Raw genomic sequence first — 24,092 nt, 5'->3', positions numbered from 1 at the left:
GATTTTAAGAATCGACCCCCGCTGTTGAGCGCGTAGGCGAGGAAACCGTAACGTGCCGGGCATGGCTTTTCGCACCTGGGCGAAGTTGGTGGGAACCGCATTCGGCGCCGCTGCGCTGGTTGGGGCCGGACAGCTCGGCCTCGCCTACGGGCTGGGCGTGCTGAGCTTCTCCCGTGTTGTCGAGGTCACCACGCGTGACGCATGGACCACCCAGCTGGCCTGGGTCTCGTGGTTCGCACTGACCGCGGCCGCGGCCGGCGGGCTGGCCGCCCGGTCGCACCTCACCTCGAAGGCAGGCGCCGGCACCAGGCTGATCGGCGGCATCGCGGCAGGTCTGGGCGCGGCCGCGATCGTCCCGCTCACCATGCAACCGGCGCGCAGCGCGCAGGTCGCCGGCGTGGACGCGGTCTTCGTGATCGGCGCCTGCGCGGTGCTCGGCGCGGCGGCCGGCATCTTCGCCGCCTGGGCTGCCCTGGGCCGCAACGCCGCCCGCTGGAGCCTGCTGACGATGAGCGCAGTGGCCTGGCTGTTCGCGATCGTGTCGGTGGCGCCGTCGCTGCGGTCGGGCGAGCAGGTTCCCGCCGTACGGCTGGGAGTGCTCGACGCCGGCTTCGTGCCCGACGGCCTGGCCGAGCAGGCCTCGCTGCTCACCATGCCCGCGCTGGCCCTGATCGCCGGCGTCGCGGTGGGCCTGATCGCCCGCCGCCGGCAGCTGTCCACAGTGGCCATCGCGCTGGCCGGCCTGCCCGGTCCGGCGCTGTTCACCGTCGCCTACCTGATCGCCGGCCCCGGTTCGACCCGGGCGCAGGAACTGCCGTACTGGGCTGCCATGACCGCCACCGGCGCCGGCGTCCTCGGCTCCGTGCTCGCCGCCGTGCTGGGCCGCGGCCCGGAAACCGACCGCCCCCGCCCGCCCGCTGCCGCCGAGCCCGCTCCCGACCGCCCGCCGTTGCCGCAGCGCGACGCCCAGCCCGAGTCGGCGATCGCCAAGGCGGCCACCAAGGCCGGTCCGGGCCTGCCCGGCGCCGGCACGCCCCCAGCAGCCACCGGACGCGCGACGGTGGCCCCGAGGGCCGCCGTCGCCGCCCGTGCCGCGGTGGCCGCCCAGCGCACCGACGACGAGCTGCGCCCGTCCGACACGGGCGTCATCACGATGCCCCCGTTCGACGGCTTCACCCCGCCTCAGCCGCAGAAGCCGGACGGCGAGATCTCGGACTGGGTCAGCGGCCTGGGCCGTTGACCGGGGTCACCGGCACATAGACCTTGCTCCCGCCCGCCACGAACTCGGCGGACTTCAGGCCCATGCCCTGCGCCTTGAGGTCGTGGCTGATCTTCATGGAGCAGAACTTCGGGCCGCACATCGAGCAGAAGTGGGCCGTCTTCGCGGGCTCGGCCGGCAGCGTCTCGTCGTGGTACGCGCGGGCCGTCCCCGGGTCCAGCGCCAGCTCGAACTGATCCTCCCAGCGGAATTCGAACCGGGCCTTCGACAGGGCGTCGTCCCAGGCCTGTGCGCCCGGGTGCCCCTTGGCCAGGTCGGCCGCGTGCGCCGCGATCTTGTAGGCGATCATCCCGGCCTTCACGTCGTCCTTGCCGGGCAGGCCGAGGTGTTCCTTGGGAGTCACGTAGCAGAGCATCGCGGTGCCGAACATGCCGATCATCGCGGCGCCGATGGCCGACGTGATGTGGTCGTAGGCCGGGGCGATGTCGGTGGTCAGCGGCCCGAGCGTGTAGAACGGGGCGCCGCCGCACAGCTCGACCTGCAGGTCCACGTTTTCTTTGATCTTGTGCATCGGCACGTGGCCCGGGCCCTCGACCATCACCTGCACGTCGTGTTCCCAGGCCAGGTGGGTCAGTTCGCCGAGCGTACGAAGTTCGGCGAACTGGGCCTCGTCGTTGGCATCGGCAATGGAGCCGGGGCGCAGGCCGTCGCCGAGGGAGAACGTGATGTCGTACGCCGCGAAGATCTCGCACAGCTCGGCGAAGTTCGTGTAGAGGAAATTCTCCTCGTGGTGGGCCAGGCACCAGGCCGCCATGATCGAGCCACCGCGCGAGACGATGCCGGTGACACGGTCCGCGGCCAGCGGCACGTGCGGCAGCAGCACGCCGGCGTGGATCGTCATGTAGTCGACGCCCTGCTCGGCCTGTTCGAGGATGGTCTGCTTGAACAGCGGCCAGGTCAGCTTCACCGGGTCGCCCTTGACCTTCTCGAGCGCCTGATAGATCGGTACGGTCCCGATCGGCACCGGCGAGTTGCGGATGATCGCCTCGCGCGTCTCGTGAATGCGCGGCCCGGTCGACAGGTCCATCACCGTGTCGGCGCCCCACCGCGTGGCCCAGGTCAGCTTCTCGACCTCCTCGGCCACCGACGATGTCACCGCCGACGTGCCGATGTTCGCGTTGACCTTCACCAGGAACCGCGACCCGATGATCATCGGCTCCGACTCCGGGTGGTTGCGGTTGACCGGCAGCACGGCCCGGCCCGCCGCGATCTCCGAGCGCACCAGTTCGACCGGCACGTTCTCGCGGACCGCCACGAACTCCATCTCGGGGGTCACCTCGCCGGCCCGGGCCGCCGCCAGCTGGGTACGACCGCTCGCCCACGGCTTGCGGAGCGGCGGCAGCCCGACCTCGGGATCGCTGCCCGGACCGGACGTGTCGTAGAGCCGGACGGGCTCGTTCCCGCCGCTCAGCTCGACCTCCACGAACGGCACCCGGATGTCGGACCGCGGTCCCTCGACGTACGTCTTGCGCCTCATGATTCCTCCCCTATAGGTACAAACCAGACAGCGTTCGGGCGTACGAAGCCCCGGCGCCGCCTCTTGCCGACTCCCTAGAAAACGAAGTGGTCCAGCGGCCCGGGCCCGTCGCCCAGCCGCCAGTCGCGCCCACCGAGGAGCGCTGCGGTCACATAGGACTTGGCATTCCGTACGGCCGTCGGCACCGGATCACCGGCGGCCAGCCGCACCGCGATCGCCGACGAGAAGGTGCAGCCCGATCCGTGGTTGTTCTCCGTGCGCACCGGCTCCCCCCGCAAAACCTCGGTCGTCCCGTCGAAGCGCAGAACGTCGACCGCGCCCTCGCTACCGGTCACCACCACCGCCCGCGCGCCCCGCCCGACCAGCTCGTCCGCCGCGACGGCCATCTCCTCGGCCGTCTCGATCACCCTTCCGACCAGGGCGGCGGCTTCGTGCCGGTTCGGGGTCAACAGGCACGGGTACGCCACCAGGGGCGCCACCGAGGCGGTCTCGGCCAGCCGTGCTCCCGACGTGGCCACCAGCACCGGATCGACCACCAGGTTGGGCAGCCGGTCGGCCCGGTCCAGGATCAGCTCGGCCACCGCCGGGTCGCCGATCATGCCGACCTTGACCGCCGCCAGCGGGAAGTCGTCGAGCACCGCGTCCAACTGAGCTGCCACCACGTCGATCGGAATCGGGTGGATGGCGGTGACGCCGAGCGTGTTCTGCGCCGTCACTGCGGTGATCACCGAGACGCCGAAGGCACCGAGCGCCGCGAAAGTCTTGAGGTCGGCCTGGATCCCCGCTCCCCCACCGGAATCCGACCCGGCGATCGTCAACACCACCGGCGGCGTCATGCCGGCCTCACCGGCCGCCAGCGTGCTGCGCCTGTGGACAACGGGCACCACTCAACCGGAAGGCCGGCAGCGCCATACGCCTTGCGGCCAGCGTGAATCCTCAGTTCGCCCTCGAAGTCCGGCTCGTCGGCGACCCGCCCGCTGGACGTCGTCACGACCACGTCACCGCCCGCCGCTCAGACATGCCTGTGGATAACTCGAGCCGCTTCTCGGCGTGCTCCGATAGGCTGCCCACCCTGGGTGGGGCGGCGGCGGTAGCGGTGAACGCTTCGGTCAACTCGGCCGCCGTCCGTTCCGGATCGGCGGATCGCATGATCGCGCCCAGCACAGCGACCCCGGCCGCCCCCACCGCCGCGCATTCCGCGGCCCGGGCCGCCGAGTCGATCCCCCCGAGAGCCAGCCACGGCACATCCCCCGCCAGCCGAGCCGCTGCGGCCGGCCCCAGCGCCGGGCCGTACCCCGGTTTCGTTTCCGTCAGCCAGATCGGCGAGAGCGTCGCATAGTCCTCATCGGACAGGCGTCCGTGCCGCGAACGCCCGGCCAACCGCACGTCGCCGATCGGCAGCGGGTCGCGCTCGGCCAGATGAACCGCGTCACCGCCCAGCGGGTCAGGCCCGGCGACGATCAACCGCCCGGCCGGAACAACGTCGCGCAGCTCCGTCGCGAGCCGCAGCCGGGACTCGTACGGCAGGTCCCTTTCGCGCAGGATGACCCACGACGCGCCCCCGCGTACCGCGGCCCGCACCACCTCGACGACAGACCCGGCCGCGAGCCGCCGATCGGTGAGCACCACGAGCCCGCCCGGCGTCACCACGGCGCCGGCCCTTCGACCGAATCGGTCAGCACCACGGGCCCGCGAGGCGTCACCACTGGGCCAGCCCGTCGTCCGAAGTGGACGCCAGAGCGTGGAACCGTCGCGGGATCCGTCCCGCCGTGAAGGCCAGCCGGCCCGCGATCACCGCGTGCCGCATGGCCTCGGCCATCGCTCCGGGGTCGTCGGAGCGGGTGATCGCGCTCGCGACCAGCACCGCGTCGCAGCCCAGTTCCATCGCGAGCGCCGCGTCCGAGGCCGTGCCGATACCCGCGTCAAGCACCACCGGAACGTCCACGCTCTGCCGGATCAGGCGGATGTGGTGCGGGTTCGAGATGCCCAGCCCGGAGCCGATCGGCGAACCGGCCGGCATCACCGCCGCGCAGCCCACGTCGGCCAGGCGGCGGGCCAGGATCGGGTCGTCGCTGGTGTACGGCAGCACCGTGAAGCCGTCGCCCACCAGCTGTTCCGCGGCCCGCAGCAGCTCGATCCCGTCGGGCAGCAGGGTCCGCTCGTCGCCGATCACCTCTAGCTTGATCAGGTCGGTCTCGAAGGCGTCCCGGGCCAGGTGGGCGGTCTTCACCGCGTCGCCCGCCGTGTAGCAGCCGGCCGTGTTGGGGAGCACCCGCACGCCGAGCCGGTCGAGCATCGGCAGCAGTCCGGGGCCGGCCGCGTCGACCCTGCGGAGCGCCACCGTCACCAGGTCGGTTCCGGAGGCGACGATCGCCTGCTCCAGCGCGGCCAGACTGTTCGCCCCGCCGGTCCCCAGGATCAGTCGTGACTTGCCGAACAGCATCGTCAGCCTCCCTGCGCCGCGGTGAGCACTTCGACCGAGTCGCCCTCGGCCAGGGCCGTGGCCTCCCACGTCGAGCGGGGCACCACCTCGCCGTTGACCGCGACCGCCACGCCGCGCCGCGCCTCGGTGATCGTCTCGACGAGTTCCCGTACGGACAGATCGCGCACAAAACCGTCGGAGCTGCGCCCGTTCACCGTCAGCCGCATCAGAACCTCCGGGGTGAGAAGTCGGCCAGCGTGGGATCGGCCTCGCCAGTGAGCACCAGGTCGGCGATGAGCTCGGCGGTGACCGGCGTCAGCAGGATGCCGTTTCGGAAGTGCCCGGCGGCCACGATCACGCGCTCGTCCAGGCGGCCCAGCAGGGGCGCGTTGTCGGGGCTGCCGGGCCGGTGCCCGACCGTGGTCTCGGTCAGCTCGAACTCGGCCAGCGCCGGCACCAGGTCGAGGGCGGCGCGCAGCAGCTCGTGGACGCCACCCGCGGTGATCAGCCGGTCGGTGCGCTCCTCCTGGGTCGCGCCGACCACGATCTCGCCGTCCGCGCGCGGCACGAGGTAGACCTCGCGACCGTCGACCGCCGCGTCCAGCACATGCCGCAGCAGGCCGGGCTCACCCCGTAACCGCAGCACCTGACCCTTCACCGGCCGCACGGGCAACCCGGTGAGCGGGGCGGTGCCGCAGCCGGCCGCCACGACCACCGTCCGTGCCTCTATATCGGACAGCGAGTCGACCCGCTTGGCGACGATCCGCGAGCCGAGGCGGTCGCGGAGGGCCGCCACCACCTTGCGCGGGTCGACCTGGCGCTCGGCCCGGGCGAGGGCCCCCAGGCGTACGCGGGGGGAAAGCGCCGGTTCCAACTCGCGCAGCTGGGACGGGCGCAGCAGGGGCAATTGCTGCCCGGTCCAGAGGCGCGACCGCTCGGCCACGTCGTCGGCCGTCATGGCGAGGCCGAGCGTGCCGGTGTCGTCGTAGCCGACGTCGACGCCCAGCCCGGCCGCGAAGCCGGGCCACAGCTCGGCCGACCGTTCGAACAGCCGGATCAGCCGCGGATCCTCGTGCTCGGACTCGCCGCCGGGCGCGAGCATGCCGGCCGCGACGTGCCAGGCGCCCTCGTCGCCGCCGTCGAACACCGTCACGTCGGCGCCCCGGTCGACCAGCCGCGAGGCGATGGCCAGCCCGATGACGCCGCCCCCGACGATCGCGATGTCACTCATCGGACGCCAGCGCCTTCAGGAACTCCGCTGTCACGCCCGCGGGATCCACGGCGACCGCCGAGATCGCGGCCACGCCGTAGCAGTCGAGCTGGGCCACCCGTTCCGGCGTGATGCCCGCGATCGCGATCACCGGCGTTCCCGGCACGGCCCGCGTTATCGCCGCGACCCCCGCGGGACCGATCGGATCGGGCAGCCCGCTCTTGCTCGTCGTCGTGAACGTCGGCCCCACGCCGAGATACGACGCGCCGTCCGCGACGGCGGCGCGGGCGGCGGAGGGGTTGCGGCAGGTCGCACCGAGGATCGCGTGCTGCCCGAGCACTCGCCGGGCGGCGGCCACCGGCAGGTCGTCGGCGCCCACGTGGACCCCGTCGGCGCCGGCCGCCAGCGCCACCCCGACCCGGTCGTCGACCAGGCAGAGCGCCCCGGCCGGGCGGCACAGCTCGAGGGCGGCGACCGTCAGGGCGTACGCCGCGCGGTCGTTGGTCTTGACTCTGATCTGGACGGCCACCGGGCCGTGCCCGAGCACGCCCCGGACGACGTCGAGCGAGTCGGTGACGATATGCAAACGCGGAAACGACAACGGACGCTCCTCCCTGCGCCGGCATGATCCGGATCAGGTTCGACGGTCGGGGGCCGCGTCAGCCCCCCTCTCAGCCCGGTGCACCGGACTCCCGTGGGGTTGTGTTGCCTCGGACCATAACCCGGCCCGAGGACAAAAAACTAGCGCACGTCCCAAACTGGTTCGGGGGTCTCGACGACCTCGCCGTCGCTCTGAAACAGCACGAAGCGGTCGAACGAGCGGGTGAACCAGCGGTCGTGAGTGACCGCGATCACGGTCCCCTCGAACAGACGCAGCCCCTCCTCCAAGGCTTCGGCCGAGGCCAGGTCGAGGTTGTCCGTCGGCTCGTCGAGCAGCAGCACGGTCGCCCCCGACAGCTCCAGCAGCAGCACCAGGAAACGCGCCTGCTGACCGCCCGAGAGCGTGCCGAACCGCTGGTCACCCTGCTGTGACAGCTCGTACCGGTTGAGCGCCTTCATGGCCCCCGCCCGGTCCATTCCGGACCGGTGGTCGTCACCGCGCCACAGGATCTCGACCAGCGTGCGTCCGAGCAGTTCGGGCCGGTCGTGGGTCTGCGAGAAGTGCCCCGGCCGGACGCGGGCGCCGAGCCGGGCGACGCCGTTGTGCGCCACGTGGGACAGCGGGGCGCCGTCGACCGGTTTGTTCTCGGCCTCGGGGTCGCTGCCGCCGGCCGCCAGCAGGCGGAGGAAGTGCGACTTGCCGGTGCCGTTGGCGCCCAGCACCGCCACCCGGTCGCCGTACCAGATCTCCAGGTCGAACGGGAACGTCAGGTTCTCCATCTCGAGCTGCTCGCAGATCACCGCCCGTTTGGCCGTACGCCCGCCGCGCAGATTCATCCGCAGCGACTGCTCCTTGGGCGGGGTCGGCGGCGGACCGGCCTCCTCGAACTTGCGCAGGCGAGTCTGGGCCGCCTGGTAGCGCGAGGCCAGCCCGTCGTTGAAGGTCGCCTTCTGCTTGAGCGTGAACACCAGGTCCTTGAGTTTCTGGTGCTCCTCGTCCCAGCGGCGGCGGTTCTCCTCCATCCGGTCGTGGCGGTGCACCCGCGCCTCGTGCCACGACGCGAAGCCACCCGGATGCGTCCACGCGCTGCCACCCTCGACGGCGACCACACGGTCGGCCGTCTGGGCCAGCAACTCCCGGTCGTGCGAGACGTAGAGCACGGATTTCGGTGACTCGTGCAGCCGCGCCTCGAGCCACCGCTTTCCCGGTACGTCGAGAAAGTTGTCAGGCTCGTCGAGCAGGAGCACCTCGTCGTCGCCGCGCAGCAGCAGGTCGAGCGCGAACCGCTTCTGCTGCCCGCCCGAGAGTGTCCGCACCGGACGGTGCCGCACCTCGTCCCACGGCTTGCCCAGGATCGCGACGGCTACGACGTCGAAGAGCACCTCGACGTCGTAGCCCCCGGCCTCACCCCAGTGGGCCAAAGCATTCGCGTACGCCAACTGGCTGCGCTCGGTGTCGTCGAGCGCCGCCGCGGCCTTCGCGAGCCGTTCGCCGGCCGCGCCGAGCTCGGGTTTCACCAGCGACAGGGCCAGATCTTCGAGCGTACGGTCGTCGCCGATCATGCCGATGAACTGGCGCATCACGCCGAGCCCACCGGACCGCGCGATCGTGCCCTCGGGCAGCGCGAGGTCGCCCGCCACCATGCGCAGCAGCGTCGTCTTGCCCGCGCCGTTCGGCCCGACCAGCGCGACCTTGGCTCCCTCACCGACCCGGAACGCGACGTCGGCGAAGAGCCGGCGCCCGTCGGGCAGCACAAATCCGGCCCCAGCGACATCCACGTAACCCATGGCCGCAATCATCCCTGCGGCGACGACGAACGTCAGTTGGTTTTTCGCGTCACTTTCAGCACCCGGAAGCCCCGCTGGCTGGCGATACGCTCTACCGCCCAGCCGGTGTCGGCCAGCCAGGCGTGAAGCGAGTCACCACCGAGATTTCGGTTGATCACCAGCCAGGCCACCCCGTCCGGCGCGAGCCGCGGCAACCAGCGCTCCATCAGCGCCCGCAACTCGGCCTTGCCCACGTGGGTCGGCGGGTTGCTCCAGATCTGGTCGAACGTCACGTCGGCCGGCACGTCGTCGGGCGCGGCCACCCGCACCCGGTCGGCCAGGCCCAGCACCCCGGCGTTCAGCGCGGTCAGCTCGCGGGCGCGCGAGTTCACGTCGACCGCGTGCACCACGGCCCGCGGCGCCTCGGACGCAAGCACACATGCGATCGGCCCGTAGCCGCAGCCGAGGTCGAGGAACGTGCCGGCGATCGCGGCAGTCGGCAGGTCACCCTTGCGCAGCAGCACGGCGGTGCCCGGGTCGAGCCGGCTCGCGCTGAACACGCCGGCCGCGACGGTCAGCCGGTAGTCGCGGCCCGCGACGTTGAACACGATCTCACTGCGCACCTCGGGCGCGGTGGGCTCGGCGCTGAAGTAATGGTCTGCGGTCACCGCACCAGTCTGCCGCCGGATAACGCGCGGACGTTCGGCGGGGTGCCGCACATTCTGTGCGTTCATCGATCACGGTGCGCTTCTAGCCTGGTCGCCATGCGGTACGGCACCCCTCCTCGTCCAGCCCACCGCGCGACCGCCGACGGCGGCCTGGTGCTCCTGGTCCGCGGCATCGGATCGGGTGGCCAGCACCGGCCGCCGCCGGCGCCACCCCATTCGAGCCTCCTGCGGGTGGCGCTGCCCCAGCTGCGCGGCCGGCGGGTGGTGGCGCCACCCCCGCGCAAGCGGCGGGTTGCGTCGCCGCGGCCGCGGGTTCGGCGCACCACCACCCGGCGCCGGTCCGCCGTCGAACCGCAGCGGGCGGTGCTCTGGCTCACCCAGGGCATCGCCGGCGTGATCCTGCTCGGCCTCGCGCTGACCATCGGCTTCCTGGTGCTCGCCTCGGACCGGCATCAGCGGCAGTCGGTGACCCCGATGGCGCCGGCCACGCCGGCTCGCGGGGAGGTCTTCCCGGGTGACGAACTCCGACCGGCGGGCGCCACGGGGGCCTACCGGATCGAGGTGCGCCACCTCGACGCCGACTGCCGCACGGCCACCACCGGAAAGCTCGGTGCGGTGCTCGTGGGGCGCGGCTGCAGCGAGGTGGTACGGGCCGGCATCACCGCGCCGTACGGCGACTACCGGGTCACCGCCGGGGTGTTCACCCTGTCCGACGCGGCCGGCGCCGCCGAGGTCGACGACCTGGTGCGCGGGCTGGTCGAGAGCGGGGACGGCGGGTTCACCTCGATCCCGGCCGTCCCCGGCGACTCGTCGACCGCGCAGGTCGGCTGGCGGACCCGCGGCAACTTCCTGCTGTACTGCGTGATCACCCGGCCCGGCGGGCAGGTCGTGCCGGCCGACGATCCGTACGCGGCCCGGATCACCGCCGAGCTCGTCGACACCCACCTCGGCGGTTCGGTGCTGGGCCACCAGGCGGCTCCCCCACAGCCGCCCGGCGTGCTCGCCGCCTCCTGAACCCTTTCTCAGGCCCGGAGGCGTCGGGTGGCTTCGGCCCGTACGGCGTAGTCGCTCTCGTCCGGGTAGCCGACCGCGATCAGCGTGAGGCCGTGCGCCGGCGCCACCGTGACCGCGCTGGAGCGTTCCGACAGGGTGAGCAGCGTCGACGGCCACCCCGGGTCGCGCCGCCCGTCGCCCACGGCCAGCAACGCCCCGACCAGGCTGCGCACCATCGACTGGCAGAACGCGTCGGCCTGCACGGTGGCCACCACGACCCCGTCCGGATCACGCCGCCAGTCGAGGCTGGTGATCGCCCGGACGGTCGTCGCGTGCTCCTTGCGCTTGCAGTACGCCGCATAGTCGTGTTCCCCGGTCAGCCCGTACGAGGCGGCGCTGAGCCGATCCACGTCGAGCGGCCGCACCCAGTGGATCGTGTCGTGCCGCCGCAACGGCTCCGGCCCCCACACGGTGTCCGCCACCCGGTATTCGTACCGGCGATACGTGGCCGAGAACCGAGCGTCAAACGTGGACGGCACCGGGGTGATCGACTTCACCCGGGCGTCCGGCGGCATCAACGCGGCCAGCCTCCGCAGCAGCGACGCCTCGAGCGTTGTCCAGACGTCATCCGCCAGGTCCACATGGCACACCTGGCCTGACGCGTGAACCCCCGCGTCCGTACGACCGGCGACCGTCAATCCGAAGGCGGTGTCCACGCCCGCCAGCCGCCCGAGCGCCTCGAGAAGCACGCCGGCCACCGTGCGCCGGCCGGGTTGGACCGCCCACCCTGAGAAGTCCGCGCCGTCGTACGAGACGTCCAGTCGCAAGCGCATGGATTTCATAAGCCGCCGCACCCCTCCTCGGCCCGAACCACCAACGGCGCCGGGGACCACTCCGCCAAATTTGTGTACGCCAGAACTCGTACATGAAAAGAGCCCGACACCAACGGGTGCCGGGCTCAATTCGCGAAACTACTTGGCGTCGGTGTCTTCGCCTTCGGCCTTGTCGCCGGGGCCCTCGGCACCCTTGTCGCCGGAAGCGCTCACCGGCGGCTCGGCGTCCTGGTCCGTGGTGGCCTCGGTGCCCACCGCGGTCGAGGTCGAAGCCGTAACCTCGTCCTCGCGGGCCAGCGCCTCCACCTTGTCCTGCTGCGCGGTCGCCTTACGAGCGACCTTCTTAGCAGGAGCAGTCGTCGCAGCGACCTGCAGCTCCTCAACAAGCTCGATGACAGCCATAGGAGCCGCATCCCCCTTGCGCGGGCCGGTCTTGGTGATGCGGGTGTAGCCACCCGGCCGGTTGCCGTAACGCGGAGCGATCTGCTCGAACAGGGCGTACACGACGTCCTTGTCCTTCACCGTGGCCAGCACCCGGCGACGGTTGTGCAGGTCGCCACGCTTGGCCTTGGTGATGAGCTGCTCAGCCAGGGGGCGCAGCCGGCGCGCCTTGGCCTCGGTGGTCTTGATCTTCCCGTGCCGGAAAAGCTCGGTGGCCAGGTTGGCCAGGATGAGCTTCTCGTGCGCCGGGCTGCCGCCGAGGCGGGCTCCCTTGGTGGGCGTGGGCATTTCTTAATGCTCCTTGTTAAGGCGGGGCGGCCGGGCTCTTAGAGCTGCTCGGTCTCGCGGTAATCGTCGGTGTCGTAATCCACGTCGCCGAACGAGTCCACGACGTGCGCGGGGTCGAAGGACGGCGCGCTGTCCTTGAGGCCCAGGCCCATACCGGCGAGCTTCATCTTGACCTCGTCGATGCTCTTCTGACCGAAATTCCTTATATCCAGAAGGTCGGCCTCCGTCCGCCCGATGAGTTCACCCACGGCGTTGATGCCCTCGCGCTTGAGGCAGTTGTACGACCGGACGGTGAGGTCCAGCTCCTCGATCGGCAGGGCCAGGTCGGCAGCGAGCTGCGCGTCCTGCGGCGACGGGCCGATGTCGATGCCCTCGGCGGTCTCGTCCAGCTCGCGGCAGAGGCCGAACAGCTCGACCAGCGTGGAGCCGGCCGAGGCCAGCGCGGTGCGCGGCGAGATGGAAGCCTTGGACTCGACGTCGATGATCAGACGGTCGAAGTCGGTGCGCTGCTCGACACGGGTCGCCTCGACGCGGTAGGTCACCTTCATGACCGGCGAGTAGATCGAGTCGACCGGGATGCGGCCGATCTCGGCGCCGGCGCTCTTGTTCTGCGCCGCCGTGACGTAGCCACGGCCCCGCTCGACGGTGAGCTCCATGTCGAGCCGGCCCTTGCTGTTGAGCGTGGCCAGCTTGAGGTCGGGGTTGTGCACGGACACGCCGGCCGGGGGCTGGATGTCACCGGCGGTGACGTCGCCCGGGCCCTGCTTGCGCAGGTACATGCTGACCGGCTCGTCGTGCTCGGAGCTGACGGTCAGCTCCTTGACGTTCATGACCAGCTCGACCACGTCCTCCTTGACACCGGGGATCGTGGTGAACTCGTGCAGGACGCCGTCGATCTTGATGCTGGTGACCGCCGCGCCCGGGATGGACGACAGCAGGGTCCGCCGCAGCGAGTTGCCGAGGGTGTAACCGAAGCCCGGCTCCAGAGGTTCGATGGTGAACCGGGAGCGGGTCTCGCTGATCGACTCCTCGGAGAGGGACGGCCGCTGGCTGATGAGCACGCTGTTCTTCTTTCTGTCGGGCCATCCGCTATTTGACGGCCTTCCGGTTGAGGTTTGTTCGCGACCTGCCTCGACCCTCAGCGTCCGTAAGCCGAGGAACCGTGGTCTCCACCGTCGCGAACAAACCTCACTGCACCGGGGGCGCCCGACGGCGCCCCCGGCAGAGCGCTACTTGGAGTAGAGCTCGACGATCAGCTGCTCCTGGACCTGGGTGTCGATGACAGCCCGGGCCGGGAGCGAGTGAACGAGAACCTTCATCTCGCTCGGGATGGGCTCGAGCCACGCCGGCACGGGACGCTGCCCGGCCTGAGCCTGGGAGACGACGAAGGGGGTCATCTCCTTCGACTTCTCGCGCGTGGTCACGATGTCGTGCTCCTTGACGCGGTACGACGGGATGTCGACCTTCACGCCGTTGACCAGGAAGTGGCCGTGCTTGACCAGCTGGCGGGCCATGTCCCGGGACTGCGCGAGGCCGGCCCGGTAGACGACGTTGTCGAGACGCGACTCGAGGATCTGCAGCAGCACCTCACCGGTCTTGCCGGGCTTGGTGACAGCCTCCTCGTAGTAACCGCGGAACTGCTTCTCGAGCACTCCGTAGACGCGGCGAGCCTTCTGCTTCTCGCGCATCTGGAGCAGGTACTCGGTCTCCTTGGTCCGGCCACGGCCGTGTTGGCCGGGCGGGAAGGGACGCGACTCGAACGGGCACTTGGGCCCGTCGCACTTGCTGCCCTTGAGGAACAGCTTCATCTTCTCGCGGCGGCAGCGCTTGCAGTCCGCCCCTGTGTAACGAGCCATGCTTCTTGTCTCTCCCTTAGACCCGGCGGCGCTTCGGCGGACGGCAACCGTTGTGCGGCTGCGGCGTGACGTCACTGATCTGCCCGACCTCGAGGCCGGCGGCCTGCAGCGAGCGGATCGCGGTCTCACGGCCGGAGCCGGGACCCTTCACGAAGACGTCGACCTTGCGCATGCCGTGCTCCATCGCCCGGCGAGCGGCGGCCTCGGCAGCCAGCTGCGCGGCGAACGGGGTCGACTTGCGGGAGCCCTTGAAGCCCACCTGGCCGGACGAGGCCCAGGAGATGACCGCACCAGTCGGGTCGGTGATCGACACGATGGTGTTGTTGAAGGTGCTCTTGATGTGCGCCTGCCCGTGGGCGACGTTCTTGCGTTCCTTGCGCCGGACCTTCTTGACGGCGGCCCCAGCGCGTGCCTTCGGTGGCATAAGTCAGTGCGCTCCTATTACTTCCGACCCGGCTTCTTCTTACCTGCAACCGTGCGCTTCGGGCCCTTGCGCGTACGCGCGTTGGTCCGGGTGCGCTGACCCCGCACGGGGAGACCCCGGCGGTGGCGGATGCCGGCGTAAGAGCCGATCTCGACCTTGCGGCGAATGTCCGCGGCGACCTCGCGGCGAAGGTCACCCTCAACCTTGAAATTGCCCTCGATGTAGTCGCGGAGCTGAACCAGCTCCTCGTCCGTGAGGTCCTTGGCGCGCTTGTTCAGGTCAATCCCGGTGGCGGTCAGTGCTTCGACAGCGCGGGTGCGACCGATTCCGTAGACGTAGGTGAGCGCGATCTCCATCCGCTTTTCACGGGGAAGATCGACGCCGACGAGACGTGCCATAAGCGGGCGTGCTCCTCAGAATCGTTCGGAGGTCTGTGCCCCTCCCACCCCGTCTGCCCGGACGGGCCCCGGCCTCCGCGCCGGGGGTGTGCCACTTGCGTGGCTGGGACGAGCTTGTTCGTGATGCCGGATCTGGCAGCGTTGCGGGACTCAGCCCTGGCGCTGCTTGTGGCGCGCGTCGGTCTTGCAGATGACCATGACGCGGCCATGCCGCCGGATGACCCGGCAGTTGTTGCAGATCCGCTTGACGCTCGGCTTGACCTTCACGGTTTGCCTTAACTCTCAGTCGGACGGGTTCACTGGATCCTTCCCGTCCCCCGGTTACTTGTAGCGGTAGACGATTCGCCCACGGGTGAGGTCGTACGGCGAAAGCTCGACGACGACTCTGTCCTCGGGAAGGATGCGGATGTAGTGCTGCCGCATCTTGCCTGAGATGTGTGCAAGGACCTTGTGACCATTGGCGAGCTCAACGCGGAACATAGCGTTCGGCAGGGGCTCGATCACGCGGCCCTCGATCTCGATGGCTCCGTCTTTCTTAGGCATGTCCTCCGCTACCTGACACTGGGGTTCGGGGTTAGCTGCACAACGTCTTACCCGGGTCGTCACCGACCCGGACCAGCCGCGGCTCCCACTCGCCCTCGAAGCGCTGAGGACATGCGGGAGTGGACGCTGCGCGCCAGCTAGCCAGTGTACGCGCGCCTGCACGGCGACACCAAACCGAGGTCGCCGTTACCCGTGGTCGGGTGTGTCGCTGCCCGGAAAACCAGACATATGGCTTTATTGCGGTCGTCGGGGCTTCGGCGGCAGGTCGCCGCGGGCCACTGCCTCGGCGATGAACGCCTTGCGCTGCTCCTTGGTCGGCTTGTCGGGCAGCTCGCCGGCCGCGATGGCCCGGGAGTAGAGCGCCTTGCGGTCCCGCTTGTGCTCCCGCAGCCGGCGGCGGTGTTCCGCCTCGGCTGCGTGCTTGCGGGGCTCGCCCGAGGCCAGGCCGCCGATCGTGCGGAACACCAGCACGACGCCCCACGGCCCGACGATCCAGACCGGCCAGTAGAAGATGGGCTCGGAGCTCGCCAGCGCGGCGACGCCCCAGATCAGGGTGAAGAACACCGCAGCCTTGGCCCACGCTCCCCAGACGTGCCCCAGCCAGGCCGAGCGCAGGCCCTCGGACGCCGGCACGGCCACCGCGGCCGGCTGGGCCGGTACGAGCGGAGCGGTGTTCGGCAGGTCGGTCAGCAGCCGGTCGAGTTCGGCGTACGTCTTGGCCGCGTACGCACCCTGGATGCGCTCGTCGTACTCGGTGAGGTCGAGGCGACCCTCCTCGAGCGCGAGGCGCAACTGGTCGGCGACCTGCCGGCGGTCGTCGTCGGCGGCGCGCATCTGCTCCCGGCTCACATCAGCCATGGTGGCACTCCCGATCCAGTCAGCGCTCGCGGCCGCCGCCGTGCCGCTGACCGAAGAAGCCGAGGATCAGCGGGATCAGCATCCAGACCGGCCAGAAATACAGCAGCTCCCCCGACGCGATGCTGGTCACCAACCAGATCAGCGTGCAGACGAGCACCACGCCCGCGTAGGGGCCCACCCAGTGCTGGTTCTGCCGGCCCGGGCCGGCGCCCTTGGCGGCCGCCGGCGAGGGCGCCGAGGTGGCCGGCTGGACCTGCGCGCGCTGCACCGGGATCGTGCCGGGCAGGTCGTCGAGCAGGCCGTCGAGGTCGCCGTAGGTCTTGGCCGCATAGGTGCGCTGCAGACGCTCGTCGTACTCGTGCAGGTCGAGACGGCCCTCGTCGAGCGCGGTCTTGAGCTGTTCCGCGACTGCCTTGCGGTCGCCGTCACCGGCACGCATGTCATCCCGACCCATGCGTCCCAGCATGCCCGAGAGAACCATCCCCCGGTAGTCAGGACTGACGTGCGGTGACCAGATCGCCGAGCCGGGCCCGGCCGCCGTCGACCGCGGTGGTCACCCAGACGCCGTCCTCCAGCAGGCACATCGTGTGCTCGACGTGGGCCGCGATCGAGTTGTCGCGGGTGACCACGGTCCAGCCGTCGGCCAGTTCGGCCGTCCGCGGCGACCCTAGCGTGATCATCGGCTCGATGGCCAGGCACAGGCCGGGCGCCAGGCGCGGGCCCTTGCCGGGCTTGCCGTGGTTGAGCACGTGCGGGTCCTGGTGCATCTCGGTGCCGATGCCGTGCCCGCCGTAGCCGTCGACGATGCCGTACCGGCCCGCCTTGCGGACCGTCTTCTCGACGTTGAACGAGATGTCGGTGAGCCTGCCCCGGCCGTTGGCCGAACCGCGGGCCGCGGCGGCGATGCCGGCCCACATCGCCTCTTCGGCGACCTCGGCCATCTTGAGCAGTGCCGGGTCGGTCGCGCCGACGCCGACGGTGATCGCCGAGTCGCCGTGCCAGCCGTCGAGGATCGCGCCGCAGTCGATCGAGATCAGGTCGCCCTCGCGCAGCACCTGCGCGGCGCTGGGGATGCCGTGCACGACCTGCTCGTTGACCGAGGCGCAGATCGAGGCCGGGAAGCCGTGGTAGCCCTTGAACGACGGAACCGCACCGGCGTCGCGGATCACCTTCTCGGCGATCGCGTCGAGGTCGGCGGTCGAGACACCGGGGGCCACGACCTCACGCATGGCCTGCAGCGCGGCGGCGACGACGAGGCCGGCGCCGCGCATCTTCCCGATCTGTTCCGGAGTCTTCAGCTGAATGTCCAGCTGGGGACGGCGCACGTCAGCCCCCGTAGGACCGCAGGGCGTCGATGGCGCGCACCGTGACGTCCTCGACCGGTCCGGTCGCGTCGATCCCCACCAGCTTGCCCTGAGCGCCGAAGAAGTCGACCAGCGGAGCGGTCTTGTCGGCGTACTCGACCAGACGGTTGGCGATCGTCTCGGCCTTGTCGTCGTCCCGCTGGAACAGCTCCGACCCGCAACGGTCGCAGATGTTCTCCTTGCTGGTCGGGTCGAACTCGACGTGCCAGATCTTGCCGCAGCCACGGCAGGTGCGGCGGCCCGACAGCCGCCGGATGACCTCGTCGTCGTCGACCACGAGCTCCATCACCAGGTCGAGCGCGGTGCCCAGGTCGGCCAGCAACTTGTCGAGGGCCGAGGCCTGGGGCACCGTCCGCGGGAAGCCGTCGAGCAGGAAGCCGTCGCCGGCGTCGGGCTCGGCCAGCCTGTCCCGGACCATGTTGATGGTCACTTCGTCCGGGACAAGCTGACCCGCGTCCATGTAGCGCTTCGCCTCTACTCCCAGGGGCGTGCCCTGGGAGACGTTGGCCCGGAAGATGTCACCGGTCGAGATCTTCGGTACGGCGAGATGGGCGGCGATGAACTCAGCCTGGGTCCCCTTGCCGGCCCCCGGAGGGCCCACCAGAACCAGCCGCACCTACATCGCCTCGCTTAGGTGAGTTGTTGACATCGCCGACGCAAGAGCCCCCCGGCTCCGCGCCGCCACTACCGCAGGAACCCTTCATAGTTGCGCTGCATCAGCTGGCTCTCGATCTGCTTCACCGTCTCCAGACCCACACCCACCATGATCAGCACTGCCGTACCACCGAACGGGAAGTTCTGGTACTGCTGCGCGTCCAGCCAGATGAAGAAGAAGTTCGGCAAAACCGAGATCAGACCAAGGTACAGCGCACCGGGGAGGGTGATCCGGCTGAGGATGAAGTCCAGATAATCCGCGGTGGGCTTGCCCGGGCGGATACCCGGCACGAAGCCACCGTACTTCTTCATGTTGTCTGCGACCTCGGTCGGGTTGAACGTGATCGAGACGTAGAAGTACGTGAAGAAGATGATCATCAGGAAGTAGACCCCGATGTACAGCTCACTCGTCGGGTCGGCCAGCCACTTCTGGATCCAGACCTGGTAACCCTGGAGGTTGTTCGGGTCGAAGAACTGCAAGTAGAGCTGCGGCAGGTAGAGCAACGACGACGCGAAGATGACCGGGACGACACCCGCCTGGTTGACCTTGAGCGGGATGTACGTCGAGGTGCCGCCGTACATGCGCCGGCCGATCATGCGCTTGGCGTACTGCACGGGGATGCGTCGCTGCGCCTGCTCGATGAACACCACGAGGCCGATGATCACCAGTACCAGCACGATCACCAGAACGAACTTGCCGACACCGCTCGACTCCTTGATCGTCCAGCCCTCGCCGGGAAGGCGGGCAGCGATCGAGGTGAAGATCAGGACGGACATGCCGTTACCGACGCCACGGTCGGTGATCAGCTCACCGAGCCACATCACCATTCCCGTGCCGGCCGTCATGGTCAGCACCAGGATCGAGAGCGTGAGCCACATCGGCAGCCCGGTGTTCTCCGGGATGATCTGGAGCGTCGGATCGTTCTGGTCGCACGCGTTGCCGAACAGCTGCCCCGTCCGGGCCAGGGCGACGAACGCCGAGGACTGGAGGACGGCGAGGCCGAGCGTCAGGTACCGGGTGTACTGGGTGATCTTGGCTTGGCCGGACTGGCCTTCCTTGCGCAGCTGTTCGAGGCGGGGAATGACCACGGTCAGCAGCTGCAAGATGATGGAGGCCGTGATGTACGGCATGATGCCCAGCGCGAACACCGACAACTGGAGCAGCGCGCCACCTGAGAAGAGGTTCAGCAGGTTGAGCACGCCACCGTCGGCGTTCGATGAGTTCACGATGTCGAGACAGCGCCGCACGTTGGTGTAAGAGACACCGGGGCTGGGCAAGGTGGCGCCGAGCCGGTACAACGCAATGATGAAGACCGTGAACAGCAGCTTCTTGCGCAGGTCAGGCGTCCGGAACGCACTGGTAAAGGCGGAGAGCAACTTCTTCCTCCTGCGCGAGGTTACCGCCGCAATCGGCGGGTGGGGGAAGGCATCGGTCCGGACGACCGATATCCCTAGCTGGGAACGGACTCTAACAGTCTTATTGGAGCGCGGTGTGTCACGGTAGCCTGCACCGCGCGTAGGCATTTGGCCTGCCGACAAAAGGCCAGGTCAGACGCCACAAAGGGGATGACTGCCCGAGCGACGCATTTTGCACCGCCCGGGCAGGCATCCCCGCAAGCCTCACAGCTCGGTGGTGGAACCACCGGCTGCAGCGATCTTCTCCTTGGCCGACTCGCTGAACGCGTGCGCCTTGATCGTGAGCGACACGCTGCCCAGCTCGCCCGAGCCCAGGACCTTCACCGGCTGGTTCTTGCGAACCGCCCCGGCCTCGAACAGCTCGTCCGGTCCGACCTCGCCGCCGTTCGGGAACAGCTCGGCGAGACGGTCCAGGTTCACGACCTGGAAGACGACCTTGTTGCGGGGCCGGTTCTTGAGCCCCTTGATCTTCGGCAGGCGCATGTGGATGGGCATCTGCCCACCCTCGAACGCCGCCGGGGTGTTCTTGCGGGCGCCGGTGCCCTTGGTGCCGCGGCCGGCGGTCTTGCCCTTGGAGCCCTCACCACGACCCACGCGGGTCTTGGCAGTCTTGGCACCGGGCGCCGGGCGCAGGTGGTGGACCTTGATCGCCATTACTCGACCTCCTCAACAGTCACGAGGTGGCTCACGGCGAAGATCATGCCCCGAATCTCGGGGCGGTCCTCCTTGACCACCACATCATTGATCCGCTTCAGGCCCAGCGACCGCAGAGAGTTCCGCTGGTTCTGCTTGCGGCCGATGTGGGACCGGATCTGGGTGACCTTCAAGCGTGCCATCAGCGCACCGCCGCTTCCGCGCGCGCCGCCAGCATGGCCGCCGGCGCCACATCCTCGACCGGCAGGCCACGGCGAGCCGCGACCGCCTCCGGCGACTCGAGGCCCTTCAGAGCGGCCACGGTCGCGTGCACGATGTTGATCGGGTTCGACGAACCCAGGCTCTTCGACAGGATGTCGTGGATGCCCGCGCACTCCAGCACGGCACGCACCGGGCCACCGGCGATGACGCCGGTACCGGCGGAGGCCGGCTTGAGGAGCACGACACCCGCGGCAGCCTCGCCGATGATCGGGTGCGGAATCGTCGCGGCGATCCGCGGAACCTTGAAGAAGTGCTTCTTGGCCTCCTCGACGCCCTTGGCGATGGCCGCGGGCACCTCCTTGGCCTTTCCGTAGCCGATGCCGACCGTGCCGTCGCCGTCGCCCACGATCACCAGGGCGGTGAAGCTGAAGCGACGACCACCCTTGACGACCTTGGCGACACGGTTGATGGCGACGACCCGCTCGAGATGCGGGGTCTTGTCGACGGGCGCGTTGCCGCGGCCGCCCTCACGGCGGTTGTCCCGGCGGTTGCCACCCTCGGTGTTACCGCCGGACCCGCCGCCTCGGCGCTGCTGACCAGGCATTGGTCAATTCCTCCTAGAACTCGAGTCCGGCTTCGCGCGCGGCAGTCGCAAGCGAGGCGATACGTCCCGCGTACTTGTTGCCACCGCGGTCGAATACGACCTTGGACACGCCCGCGGCCTTGGCCCGCTCGGCGAGGAGAGCGCCGACCTTGCCGGCCTGGGCGCTCTTGTCACCCTCGCCACCCCGCAGGGAGGTGTCGAGCGTGGAAGCCGAGGCCAGCGTGTGGCCCTTGAGGTCGTCGATGATCTGCGCGGTGATGTGCCGCGACGACCGGGTGACGACCAGGCGGGGACGTTCGGCGGTGCCGCGGACGTTCCGACGGACCCGGAAGTGCCGACGCGCCTTTCCGACAGCCCGCTTGGCGGAGACACCCGCGCCATTGCGACGCTTGAGCAGCGTGGCGGTCACTTCTTACCTGCCTTTCCGGCCTTACGACGGATTACCTCGCCCTGGTACTTGACGCCCTTGCCCTTGTAGGGCTCCGGCGGGCGGATCTTCCGGATGTTGGCGGCTACCTCGCCGACGAGCTGCTTGTCGATGCCCGCGACCGTGAACTGCGTCGGCCGCTCGACCGAGAACGTGATGCCGTTGGGCGGCACGACGTTCACCGGGTGCGAGAAGCCGAGGGCGAACTCGAGGTCCTTGCCCTTGGCCGTGACCCGGTAACCGGTGCCGTTGATCTCCAGCGTCTTCTTGTAGCCCTCGGTGACGCCGACGATCATGTTGGCGACCAGGGTACGGGAGAGGCCGTGGAGCTCCTTGGCCCTACGCTCGTCGTTGGGGCGGTTGACGTGCAGCTCGCCACCCTCCTGCTCGACCGTGATCGGCTCGGAGACGGTGTGCGAGAGCTCGCCCTTGGGGCCCTTGACCTTGACGGTCTGGCCCGTGATGGTGACATCGACGCCGGCCGGGACCGGGATCGACTTACGTCCGATTCGCGACATGGTTTCTCAGTCTCCAGTTACCAGACGAAGGCGAGGACTTCCCCGCCAACGCTCCGCTTGCGGGCCTGCCGGTCGGTCAGCAGTCCCTGGGACGTCGAAATAATCGCGACACCGAGGCCGCCGAGCACCCGCGGGAGCTCGTCGGACTTGGCGTAAACCCGGAGGCCGGGCTTCGAGACGCGCTTGATGCCGGCGAGGCTGCGCTCGCGACTCTGGCCGTACTTGAGCTCTACGACCAGACGCTTGCCGACAGCGCCTTCCTCGGGCTCCTCGGCCGACCAGGAGGCGATGTAACCCTCAGCCTTGAGGACCTCGGCGATGTTCGCCTTGATCTTCGAGAAGGGCATGGTCACCTTGTCGTGGTACGCCTGGTTGGCGTTGCGCAGACGCGTCAGCATGTCTGCGATCGGGTCCGTCATCGTCATGGGTGTTCGTCAACCTTTCTCGCCGGGGTTCCCACTACGGGCGGGCCTACGGCGAAGCGGTGTATCAACCCAGCCTTTAGTCCGCTTTTGGGCGGCGGGTGGGGCGGTTGGATGGGGTTACCAGGAGGCCTTGGACACGCCGGGCAGCTCACCACGGTGAGCCATGTCCCGCAGGCAAACGCGGCACAGGCCGAACTTGCGGTAGACCGAGTGCGGGCGACCGCACTTCTGGCAGCGGGTGTAGGCGCGCACGGCGAACTTCGGCTTCGCGGCCGCCTTGATGATCAGCGCCTTCTTAGCCATGCTCAGTTCTCCTTGAACGGGAAGCCCAGGAGCTTGAGAAGCGCCCGGCCCTCGTCGTCGGTGTCGGCGGTCGTGACCACCGTGATGTCCATGCCCCGCGTGCGATCGATCCGGTCCTGGTCGATCTCGTGGAACACCGACTGCTCGGTCAGACCGAACGTGTAGTTCCCGTGCCCGTCGAGCTTGCGCCCGTCGAGGCCGCGGAAGTCACGGATACGGGGCAGCGCGATCGACAGCAGCCGGTCGAGGAACTCCCACATCCGGTCGTTGCGCAGGGTCACCTTCGCGCCGATCGGCATGCCCTCACGCAGCTTGAACTGCGCGATGGACTTGGTCGCCCGCCGCACGAGCGGCTTCTGACCGGTGATCGTGGTCAGGTCGCGCACGGCGCCGTCGATCAGCTTGGCGTCGCGGGCGGCCTCGCCCACACCCATGTTCACGACGACCTTGACCAGGCCGGGAACCTGCATGGGGTTGCCGTACTTGTACTGCTCCTGAAGCGCGGCGATGACCTCGCTGCGGTACTTCTGCTTCAGGCGCGGCAGCGTCTTCGTCTCGGTGGCGGCAGTCATCAGAGTTCCTTACCGGTCGTACGAGCGATACGGACCTTGTTGCCGTTCTCGTCGACCTTGTAACCGATGCGCGTCGGCTTGCCCTGGTCGTCCACGATCTGCACATTCGAGATGTGGATCGCGGCTTCCTGGGTGACGATGCCACCGGTCTTCGAACCACGCTGGGTGGTGCGGATGCGTTCGTGCTTCTTGACGCGGTTGACGCCCTCGACCAGGACCTTGTCACGCGTCGGGTAGGCCGCGATGACCTTGCCCTTGGCGCCCTTGTCCTTGCCGGCGATGACGACGACCGTGTCGCCCTTCTTGATCTTCACGGTCAGAGCACCTCCGGCGCCAGGCTGATGATCTTCATGAACCGCTTGTCGCGCAGCTCGCGCCCGACCGGGCCGAAGATGCGGGTACCGCGGGGGTCCCCGCCGTCCTTGATGATGACGGCGGCGTTCTCGTCGAAGCGGATGTACGAGCCGTCGGGACGGCGACGCTCCTTGGCGGTGCGGACGATGACCGCCTTGACGACGTCACCCTTCTTCACACCGGCGCCCGGAATGGCGTCCTTGACCGTGGCCACGATGACGTCACCGATGCTCGCGTAACGGCGACCGGAGCCACCGAGCACGCGGATGCACAGAATCTCCCGGGCACCCGTGTTGTCAGCGACGCGCAGTCGCGACTCCTGCTGAATCACGTCTGTCTCCTATGTCTGCCAGTTCTCCGCCTGGTTCGCGAAGCTTGGCGGAACGTGGGTCCGCCTTTAGGCCTTTTTAGGGGAGGGGGGCGGGGTGGTTGGAGGGGGGCGGGGGCGGGCGGGGGCCGGCCCCCCCCCCCCCCGGGGGGGGGTGGGGGGGGGCCCCCCCCCCCCCCCCCGGGGGGGGGGGGGGGCCCCCCCCCCCCCCCCCC

Annotated in this window: 34 protein-coding genes and 1 riboswitch; of the genes, 2 read left to right on the top strand and 32 right to left on the bottom strand. The window is 69.5% G+C overall.

Annotation, left to right across the window (positions count from 1 at the left end; translation table 11 throughout):
• Positions 1–61: 61 nt before the first annotated feature.
• Entirely contained in the window at positions 62–1,240 is a 1,179-nt protein-coding gene (locus LXN57_RS19805; RefSeq protein WP_251799650.1) for a hypothetical protein, read from the top strand.
• Here LXN57_RS19805 and thiC read toward each other — a convergent pair.
• From thiC to LXN57_RS19760, 9 genes are all read right to left on the bottom strand, one after another.
• Positions 1,221–2,756 (bottom strand): phosphomethylpyrimidine synthase ThiC, encoded by a 1,536-nt coding sequence (gene thiC, locus LXN57_RS19800; protein WP_251799649.1) that lies wholly within the window; start codon positions 2,754–2,756, stop codon positions 1,221–1,223. The two genes, LXN57_RS19805 and thiC, sit on opposite strands and share 20 nt — an antisense overlap.
• A 74-nt stretch (positions 2,757–2,830) precedes the next feature.
• A complete protein-coding gene (gene thiD / locus LXN57_RS19795; protein WP_251799673.1) occupies positions 2,831–3,592 on the bottom strand; it encodes a bifunctional hydroxymethylpyrimidine kinase/phosphomethylpyrimidine kinase in 762 nt (253 codons plus the stop codon).
• 151 nt (positions 3,593–3,743) lie between these two features.
• Entirely contained in the window at positions 3,744–4,406 is a 663-nt protein-coding gene (locus LXN57_RS19790; protein WP_251799648.1) for a thiamine phosphate synthase, read from the bottom strand.
• 49 nt (positions 4,407–4,455) lie between these two features.
• Positions 4,456–5,199 (bottom strand): thiazole synthase, encoded by a 744-nt coding sequence (locus LXN57_RS19785; RefSeq protein ID WP_251799647.1) that lies wholly within the window; start codon positions 5,197–5,199, stop codon positions 4,456–4,458.
• Between the two features lie 2 nt (positions 5,200–5,201).
• Positions 5,202–5,405, bottom strand: coding sequence for a sulfur carrier protein ThiS (gene thiS / locus LXN57_RS19780; protein WP_251799646.1), 204 nt, complete (start codon positions 5,403–5,405; stop codon positions 5,202–5,204).
• Entirely contained in the window at positions 5,405–6,409 is a 1,005-nt protein-coding gene (thiO, locus tag LXN57_RS19775; RefSeq protein ID WP_251799645.1) for a glycine oxidase ThiO, read from the bottom strand. Before thiO ends, thiS begins: the two co-directional genes overlap by 1 nt.
• On the bottom strand, positions 6,402–6,974 hold the full coding sequence (locus tag LXN57_RS19770) for a thiamine phosphate synthase (RefSeq protein ID WP_285904646.1): 573 nt from the start codon (positions 6,972–6,974) through the stop codon (positions 6,402–6,404). The genes thiO and LXN57_RS19770 overlap by 8 nt, the downstream gene beginning before the upstream one ends.
• Before the next feature lie 8 nt (positions 6,975–6,982).
• A riboswitch (TPP riboswitch) is annotated at positions 6,983–7,094 on the bottom strand.
• A 35-nt stretch (positions 7,095–7,129) separates the two neighbouring features.
• Positions 7,130–8,776, bottom strand: a complete 1,647-nt coding sequence (locus tag LXN57_RS19765) for an ABC-F family ATP-binding cassette domain-containing protein (RefSeq protein ID WP_251799644.1) — start codon at positions 8,774–8,776, stop codon at positions 7,130–7,132.
• A gap of 32 nt (positions 8,777–8,808) precedes the next feature.
• Positions 8,809–9,423 (bottom strand): class I SAM-dependent methyltransferase, encoded by a 615-nt coding sequence (locus LXN57_RS19760; protein WP_251799643.1) that lies wholly within the window; start codon positions 9,421–9,423, stop codon positions 8,809–8,811.
• Between the two features lie 96 nt (positions 9,424–9,519).
• Here LXN57_RS19760 and LXN57_RS19755 point away from each other — a divergent pair, with 96 nt between their 5' ends.
• Positions 9,520–10,437, top strand: coding sequence for a hypothetical protein (locus tag LXN57_RS19755; protein WP_251799642.1), 918 nt, complete (start codon positions 9,520–9,522; stop codon positions 10,435–10,437).
• A gap of 8 nt (positions 10,438–10,445) precedes the next feature.
• Here LXN57_RS19755 and truA read toward each other — a convergent pair whose 3' ends face one another.
• The 23 genes from truA to rplN all read right to left on the bottom strand — a co-directional run bounded on the left by truA (position 10,446) and on the right by rplN (position 23,880).
• Positions 10,446–11,249: a tRNA pseudouridine(38-40) synthase TruA gene (truA, locus tag LXN57_RS19750; protein ID WP_251799641.1), complete on the bottom strand. Its 804-nt coding sequence runs from the start codon at positions 11,247–11,249 to the stop codon at positions 10,446–10,448.
• A gap of 138 nt (positions 11,250–11,387) precedes the next feature.
• Entirely contained in the window at positions 11,388–11,978 is a 591-nt protein-coding gene (rplQ, locus tag LXN57_RS19745) for a 50S ribosomal protein L17 (protein WP_251799640.1), read from the bottom strand.
• Positions 11,979–12,016: 38 nt separating this feature from the next.
• A complete protein-coding gene (locus LXN57_RS19740; RefSeq protein WP_221376847.1) occupies positions 12,017–13,039 on the bottom strand; it encodes a DNA-directed RNA polymerase subunit alpha in 1,023 nt (340 codons plus the stop codon).
• A 168-nt stretch (positions 13,040–13,207) separates the two neighbouring features.
• Entirely contained in the window at positions 13,208–13,834 is a 627-nt protein-coding gene (rpsD, locus tag LXN57_RS19735) for a 30S ribosomal protein S4 (RefSeq protein ID WP_221376848.1), read from the bottom strand.
• 16 nt (positions 13,835–13,850) lie between these two features.
• Positions 13,851–14,258 (bottom strand): 30S ribosomal protein S11, encoded by a 408-nt coding sequence (gene rpsK / locus LXN57_RS19730; protein WP_014440747.1) that lies wholly within the window; start codon positions 14,256–14,258, stop codon positions 13,851–13,853.
• Positions 14,259–14,275: 17 nt separating this feature from the next.
• A complete protein-coding gene (gene rpsM / locus LXN57_RS19725; RefSeq protein ID WP_221376849.1) occupies positions 14,276–14,656 on the bottom strand; it encodes a 30S ribosomal protein S13 in 381 nt (126 codons plus the stop codon).
• Positions 14,657–14,806: 150 nt separating this feature from the next.
• On the bottom strand, positions 14,807–14,923 hold the full coding sequence (rpmJ, locus tag LXN57_RS19720; protein ID WP_015619018.1) for a 50S ribosomal protein L36: 117 nt from the start codon (positions 14,921–14,923) through the stop codon (positions 14,807–14,809).
• Between the two features lie 54 nt (positions 14,924–14,977).
• The gene (gene infA, locus LXN57_RS19715) at positions 14,978–15,199 is read right to left on the bottom strand and encodes a translation initiation factor IF-1 (RefSeq protein WP_007073013.1); all 222 of its coding nucleotides are present in this window, start codon (positions 15,197–15,199) and stop codon (positions 14,978–14,980) included.
• A gap of 234 nt (positions 15,200–15,433) precedes the next feature.
• Entirely contained in the window at positions 15,434–16,057 is a 624-nt protein-coding gene (locus LXN57_RS19710) for a DUF1707 SHOCT-like domain-containing protein (RefSeq protein ID WP_251799639.1), read from the bottom strand.
• Between the two features lie 19 nt (positions 16,058–16,076).
• Positions 16,077–16,511 carry a DUF1707 SHOCT-like domain-containing protein gene (locus LXN57_RS19705; protein ID WP_251799638.1) on the bottom strand — a complete coding sequence of 145 codons (435 nt, stop codon included), beginning with the start codon at positions 16,509–16,511 and terminating at the stop codon, positions 16,077–16,079.
• A 37-nt stretch (positions 16,512–16,548) separates the two neighbouring features.
• The gene (map, locus tag LXN57_RS19700; protein ID WP_251799637.1) at positions 16,549–17,382 is read right to left on the bottom strand and encodes a type I methionyl aminopeptidase; all 834 of its coding nucleotides are present in this window, start codon (positions 17,380–17,382) and stop codon (positions 16,549–16,551) included.
• A 1-nt stretch (position 17,383) separates the two neighbouring features.
• Entirely contained in the window at positions 17,384–18,037 is a 654-nt protein-coding gene (locus LXN57_RS19695; protein ID WP_221376851.1) for an adenylate kinase, read from the bottom strand.
• A 68-nt stretch (positions 18,038–18,105) separates the two neighbouring features.
• Positions 18,106–19,452: a preprotein translocase subunit SecY gene (secY, locus tag LXN57_RS19690; protein ID WP_251799671.1), complete on the bottom strand. Its 1,347-nt coding sequence runs from the start codon at positions 19,450–19,452 to the stop codon at positions 18,106–18,108.
• A gap of 243 nt (positions 19,453–19,695) precedes the next feature.
• The gene (rplO, locus tag LXN57_RS19685; RefSeq protein ID WP_221376852.1) at positions 19,696–20,145 is read right to left on the bottom strand and encodes a 50S ribosomal protein L15; all 450 of its coding nucleotides are present in this window, start codon (positions 20,143–20,145) and stop codon (positions 19,696–19,698) included.
• Entirely contained in the window at positions 20,145–20,327 is a 183-nt protein-coding gene (gene rpmD / locus LXN57_RS19680; protein WP_221376853.1) for a 50S ribosomal protein L30, read from the bottom strand. The genes rplO and rpmD overlap by 1 nt, the downstream gene beginning before the upstream one ends.
• Positions 20,327–20,950, bottom strand: a complete 624-nt coding sequence (rpsE, locus tag LXN57_RS19675; protein WP_221376854.1) for a 30S ribosomal protein S5 — start codon at positions 20,948–20,950, stop codon at positions 20,327–20,329. Before rpsE ends, rpmD begins: the two co-directional genes overlap by 1 nt.
• Before the next feature lie 13 nt (positions 20,951–20,963).
• Entirely contained in the window at positions 20,964–21,359 is a 396-nt protein-coding gene (gene rplR, locus LXN57_RS19670) for a 50S ribosomal protein L18 (RefSeq protein ID WP_438862184.1), read from the bottom strand.
• A complete protein-coding gene (gene rplF, locus LXN57_RS19665; protein ID WP_251799636.1) occupies positions 21,356–21,895 on the bottom strand; it encodes a 50S ribosomal protein L6 in 540 nt (179 codons plus the stop codon). The genes rplR and rplF overlap by 4 nt, the downstream gene beginning before the upstream one ends.
• 17 nt (positions 21,896–21,912) lie before the next feature.
• Complete coding sequence (gene rpsH / locus LXN57_RS19660; protein WP_127499781.1) at positions 21,913–22,320, bottom strand: 30S ribosomal protein S8; 408 nt, start codon at positions 22,318–22,320, stop codon at positions 21,913–21,915.
• Positions 22,321–22,437: 117 nt separating this feature from the next.
• Positions 22,438–22,623 (bottom strand): type Z 30S ribosomal protein S14, encoded by a 186-nt coding sequence (locus tag LXN57_RS19655; protein ID WP_023358191.1) that lies wholly within the window; start codon positions 22,621–22,623, stop codon positions 22,438–22,440.
• Between the two features lie 2 nt (positions 22,624–22,625).
• Positions 22,626–23,195, bottom strand: coding sequence for a 50S ribosomal protein L5 (rplE, locus tag LXN57_RS19650; RefSeq protein ID WP_221376856.1), 570 nt, complete (start codon positions 23,193–23,195; stop codon positions 22,626–22,628).
• Positions 23,195–23,515 (bottom strand): 50S ribosomal protein L24, encoded by a 321-nt coding sequence (gene rplX, locus LXN57_RS19645; RefSeq protein ID WP_203730306.1) that lies wholly within the window; start codon positions 23,513–23,515, stop codon positions 23,195–23,197. Before rplX ends, rplE begins: the two co-directional genes overlap by 1 nt.
• A complete protein-coding gene (rplN, locus tag LXN57_RS19640) occupies positions 23,512–23,880 on the bottom strand; it encodes a 50S ribosomal protein L14 (protein ID WP_023358185.1) in 369 nt (122 codons plus the stop codon). Before rplN ends, rplX begins: the two co-directional genes overlap by 4 nt.
• Positions 23,881–24,092: the final 212 nt, after the last annotated feature.

This window comes from Paractinoplanes hotanensis, assembly GCF_023717965.1.
GTDB classification, from domain to species: Bacteria; Actinomycetota; Actinomycetes; order Mycobacteriales; family Micromonosporaceae; genus Actinoplanes; species Actinoplanes polyasparticus.
This window is presented reverse-complemented; position numbering and strand designations above follow the sequence as displayed.

Coding starts and splice junctions, on each gene's coding strand:
- thiD (WP_251799673.1), bottom strand. CDS start 3,592: ATGACGCCGCCGGTGGTGTTGACGATCGCCGGGTCGGATTCCGGTGGG.
- thiO (WP_251799645.1), bottom strand. CDS start 6,409: ATGAGTGACATCGCGATCGTCGGGGGCGGCGTCATCGGGCTGGCCATC.
- LXN57_RS19785 (WP_251799647.1), bottom strand. CDS start 5,199: ATGCTGTTCGGCAAGTCACGACTGATCCTGGGGACCGGCGGGGCGAAC.
- rpsE (WP_221376854.1), bottom strand. CDS start 20,950: ATGCCTGGTCAGCAGCGCCGAGGCGGCGGGTCCGGCGGTAACACCGAG.
- rpsK (WP_014440747.1), bottom strand. CDS start 14,258: ATGCCACCGAAGGCACGCGCTGGGGCCGCCGTCAAGAAGGTCCGGCGC.
- rplF (WP_251799636.1), bottom strand. CDS start 21,895: ATGTCGCGAATCGGACGTAAGTCGATCCCGGTCCCGGCCGGCGTCGAT.
- rpmD (WP_221376853.1), bottom strand. CDS start 20,327: ATGGCACGCTTGAAGGTCACCCAGATCCGGTCCCACATCGGCCGCAAG.
- LXN57_RS19655 (WP_023358191.1), bottom strand. CDS start 22,623: ATGGCTAAGAAGGCGCTGATCATCAAGGCGGCCGCGAAGCCGAAGTTC.
- LXN57_RS19710 (WP_251799639.1), bottom strand. CDS start 16,057: ATGGCTGATGTGAGCCGGGAGCAGATGCGCGCCGCCGACGACGACCGC.
- thiC (WP_251799649.1), bottom strand. CDS start 2,756: ATGAGGCGCAAGACGTACGTCGAGGGACCGCGGTCCGACATCCGGGTG.
- rpsH (WP_127499781.1), bottom strand. CDS start 22,320: ATGACGATGACGGACCCGATCGCAGACATGCTGACGCGTCTGCGCAAC.
- truA (WP_251799641.1), bottom strand. CDS start 11,249: ATGCGCTTGCGACTGGACGTCTCGTACGACGGCGCGGACTTCTCAGGG.
- rplO (WP_221376852.1), bottom strand. CDS start 20,145: ATGGCGATCAAGGTCCACCACCTGCGCCCGGCGCCCGGTGCCAAGACT.
- LXN57_RS19765 (WP_251799644.1), bottom strand. CDS start 8,776: ATGGGTTACGTGGATGTCGCTGGGGCCGGATTTGTGCTGCCCGACGGG.
- rpsM (WP_221376849.1), bottom strand. CDS start 14,656: ATGGCACGTCTCGTCGGCGTCGATCTTCCCCGTGAAAAGCGGATGGAG.
- rpsD (WP_221376848.1), bottom strand. CDS start 13,834: ATGGCTCGTTACACAGGGGCGGACTGCAAGCGCTGCCGCCGCGAGAAG.
- LXN57_RS19805 (WP_251799650.1), top strand. CDS start 62: ATGGCTTTTCGCACCTGGGCGAAGTTGGTGGGAACCGCATTCGGCGCC.
- thiS (WP_251799646.1), bottom strand. CDS start 5,405: ATGCGGCTGACGGTGAACGGGCGCAGCTCCGACGGTTTTGTGCGCGAT.
- rplE (WP_221376856.1), bottom strand. CDS start 23,195: ATGACTGCCGCCACCGAGACGAAGACGCTGCCGCGCCTGAAGCAGAAG.
- infA (WP_007073013.1), bottom strand. CDS start 15,199: ATGCCTAAGAAAGACGGAGCCATCGAGATCGAGGGCCGCGTGATCGAG.
- rplQ (WP_251799640.1), bottom strand. CDS start 11,978: ATGCCCACGCCCACCAAGGGAGCCCGCCTCGGCGGCAGCCCGGCGCAC.
- LXN57_RS19755 (WP_251799642.1), top strand. CDS start 9,520: ATGCGGTACGGCACCCCTCCTCGTCCAGCCCACCGCGCGACCGCCGAC.
- LXN57_RS19705 (WP_251799638.1), bottom strand. CDS start 16,511: ATGGGTCGGGATGACATGCGTGCCGGTGACGGCGACCGCAAGGCAGTC.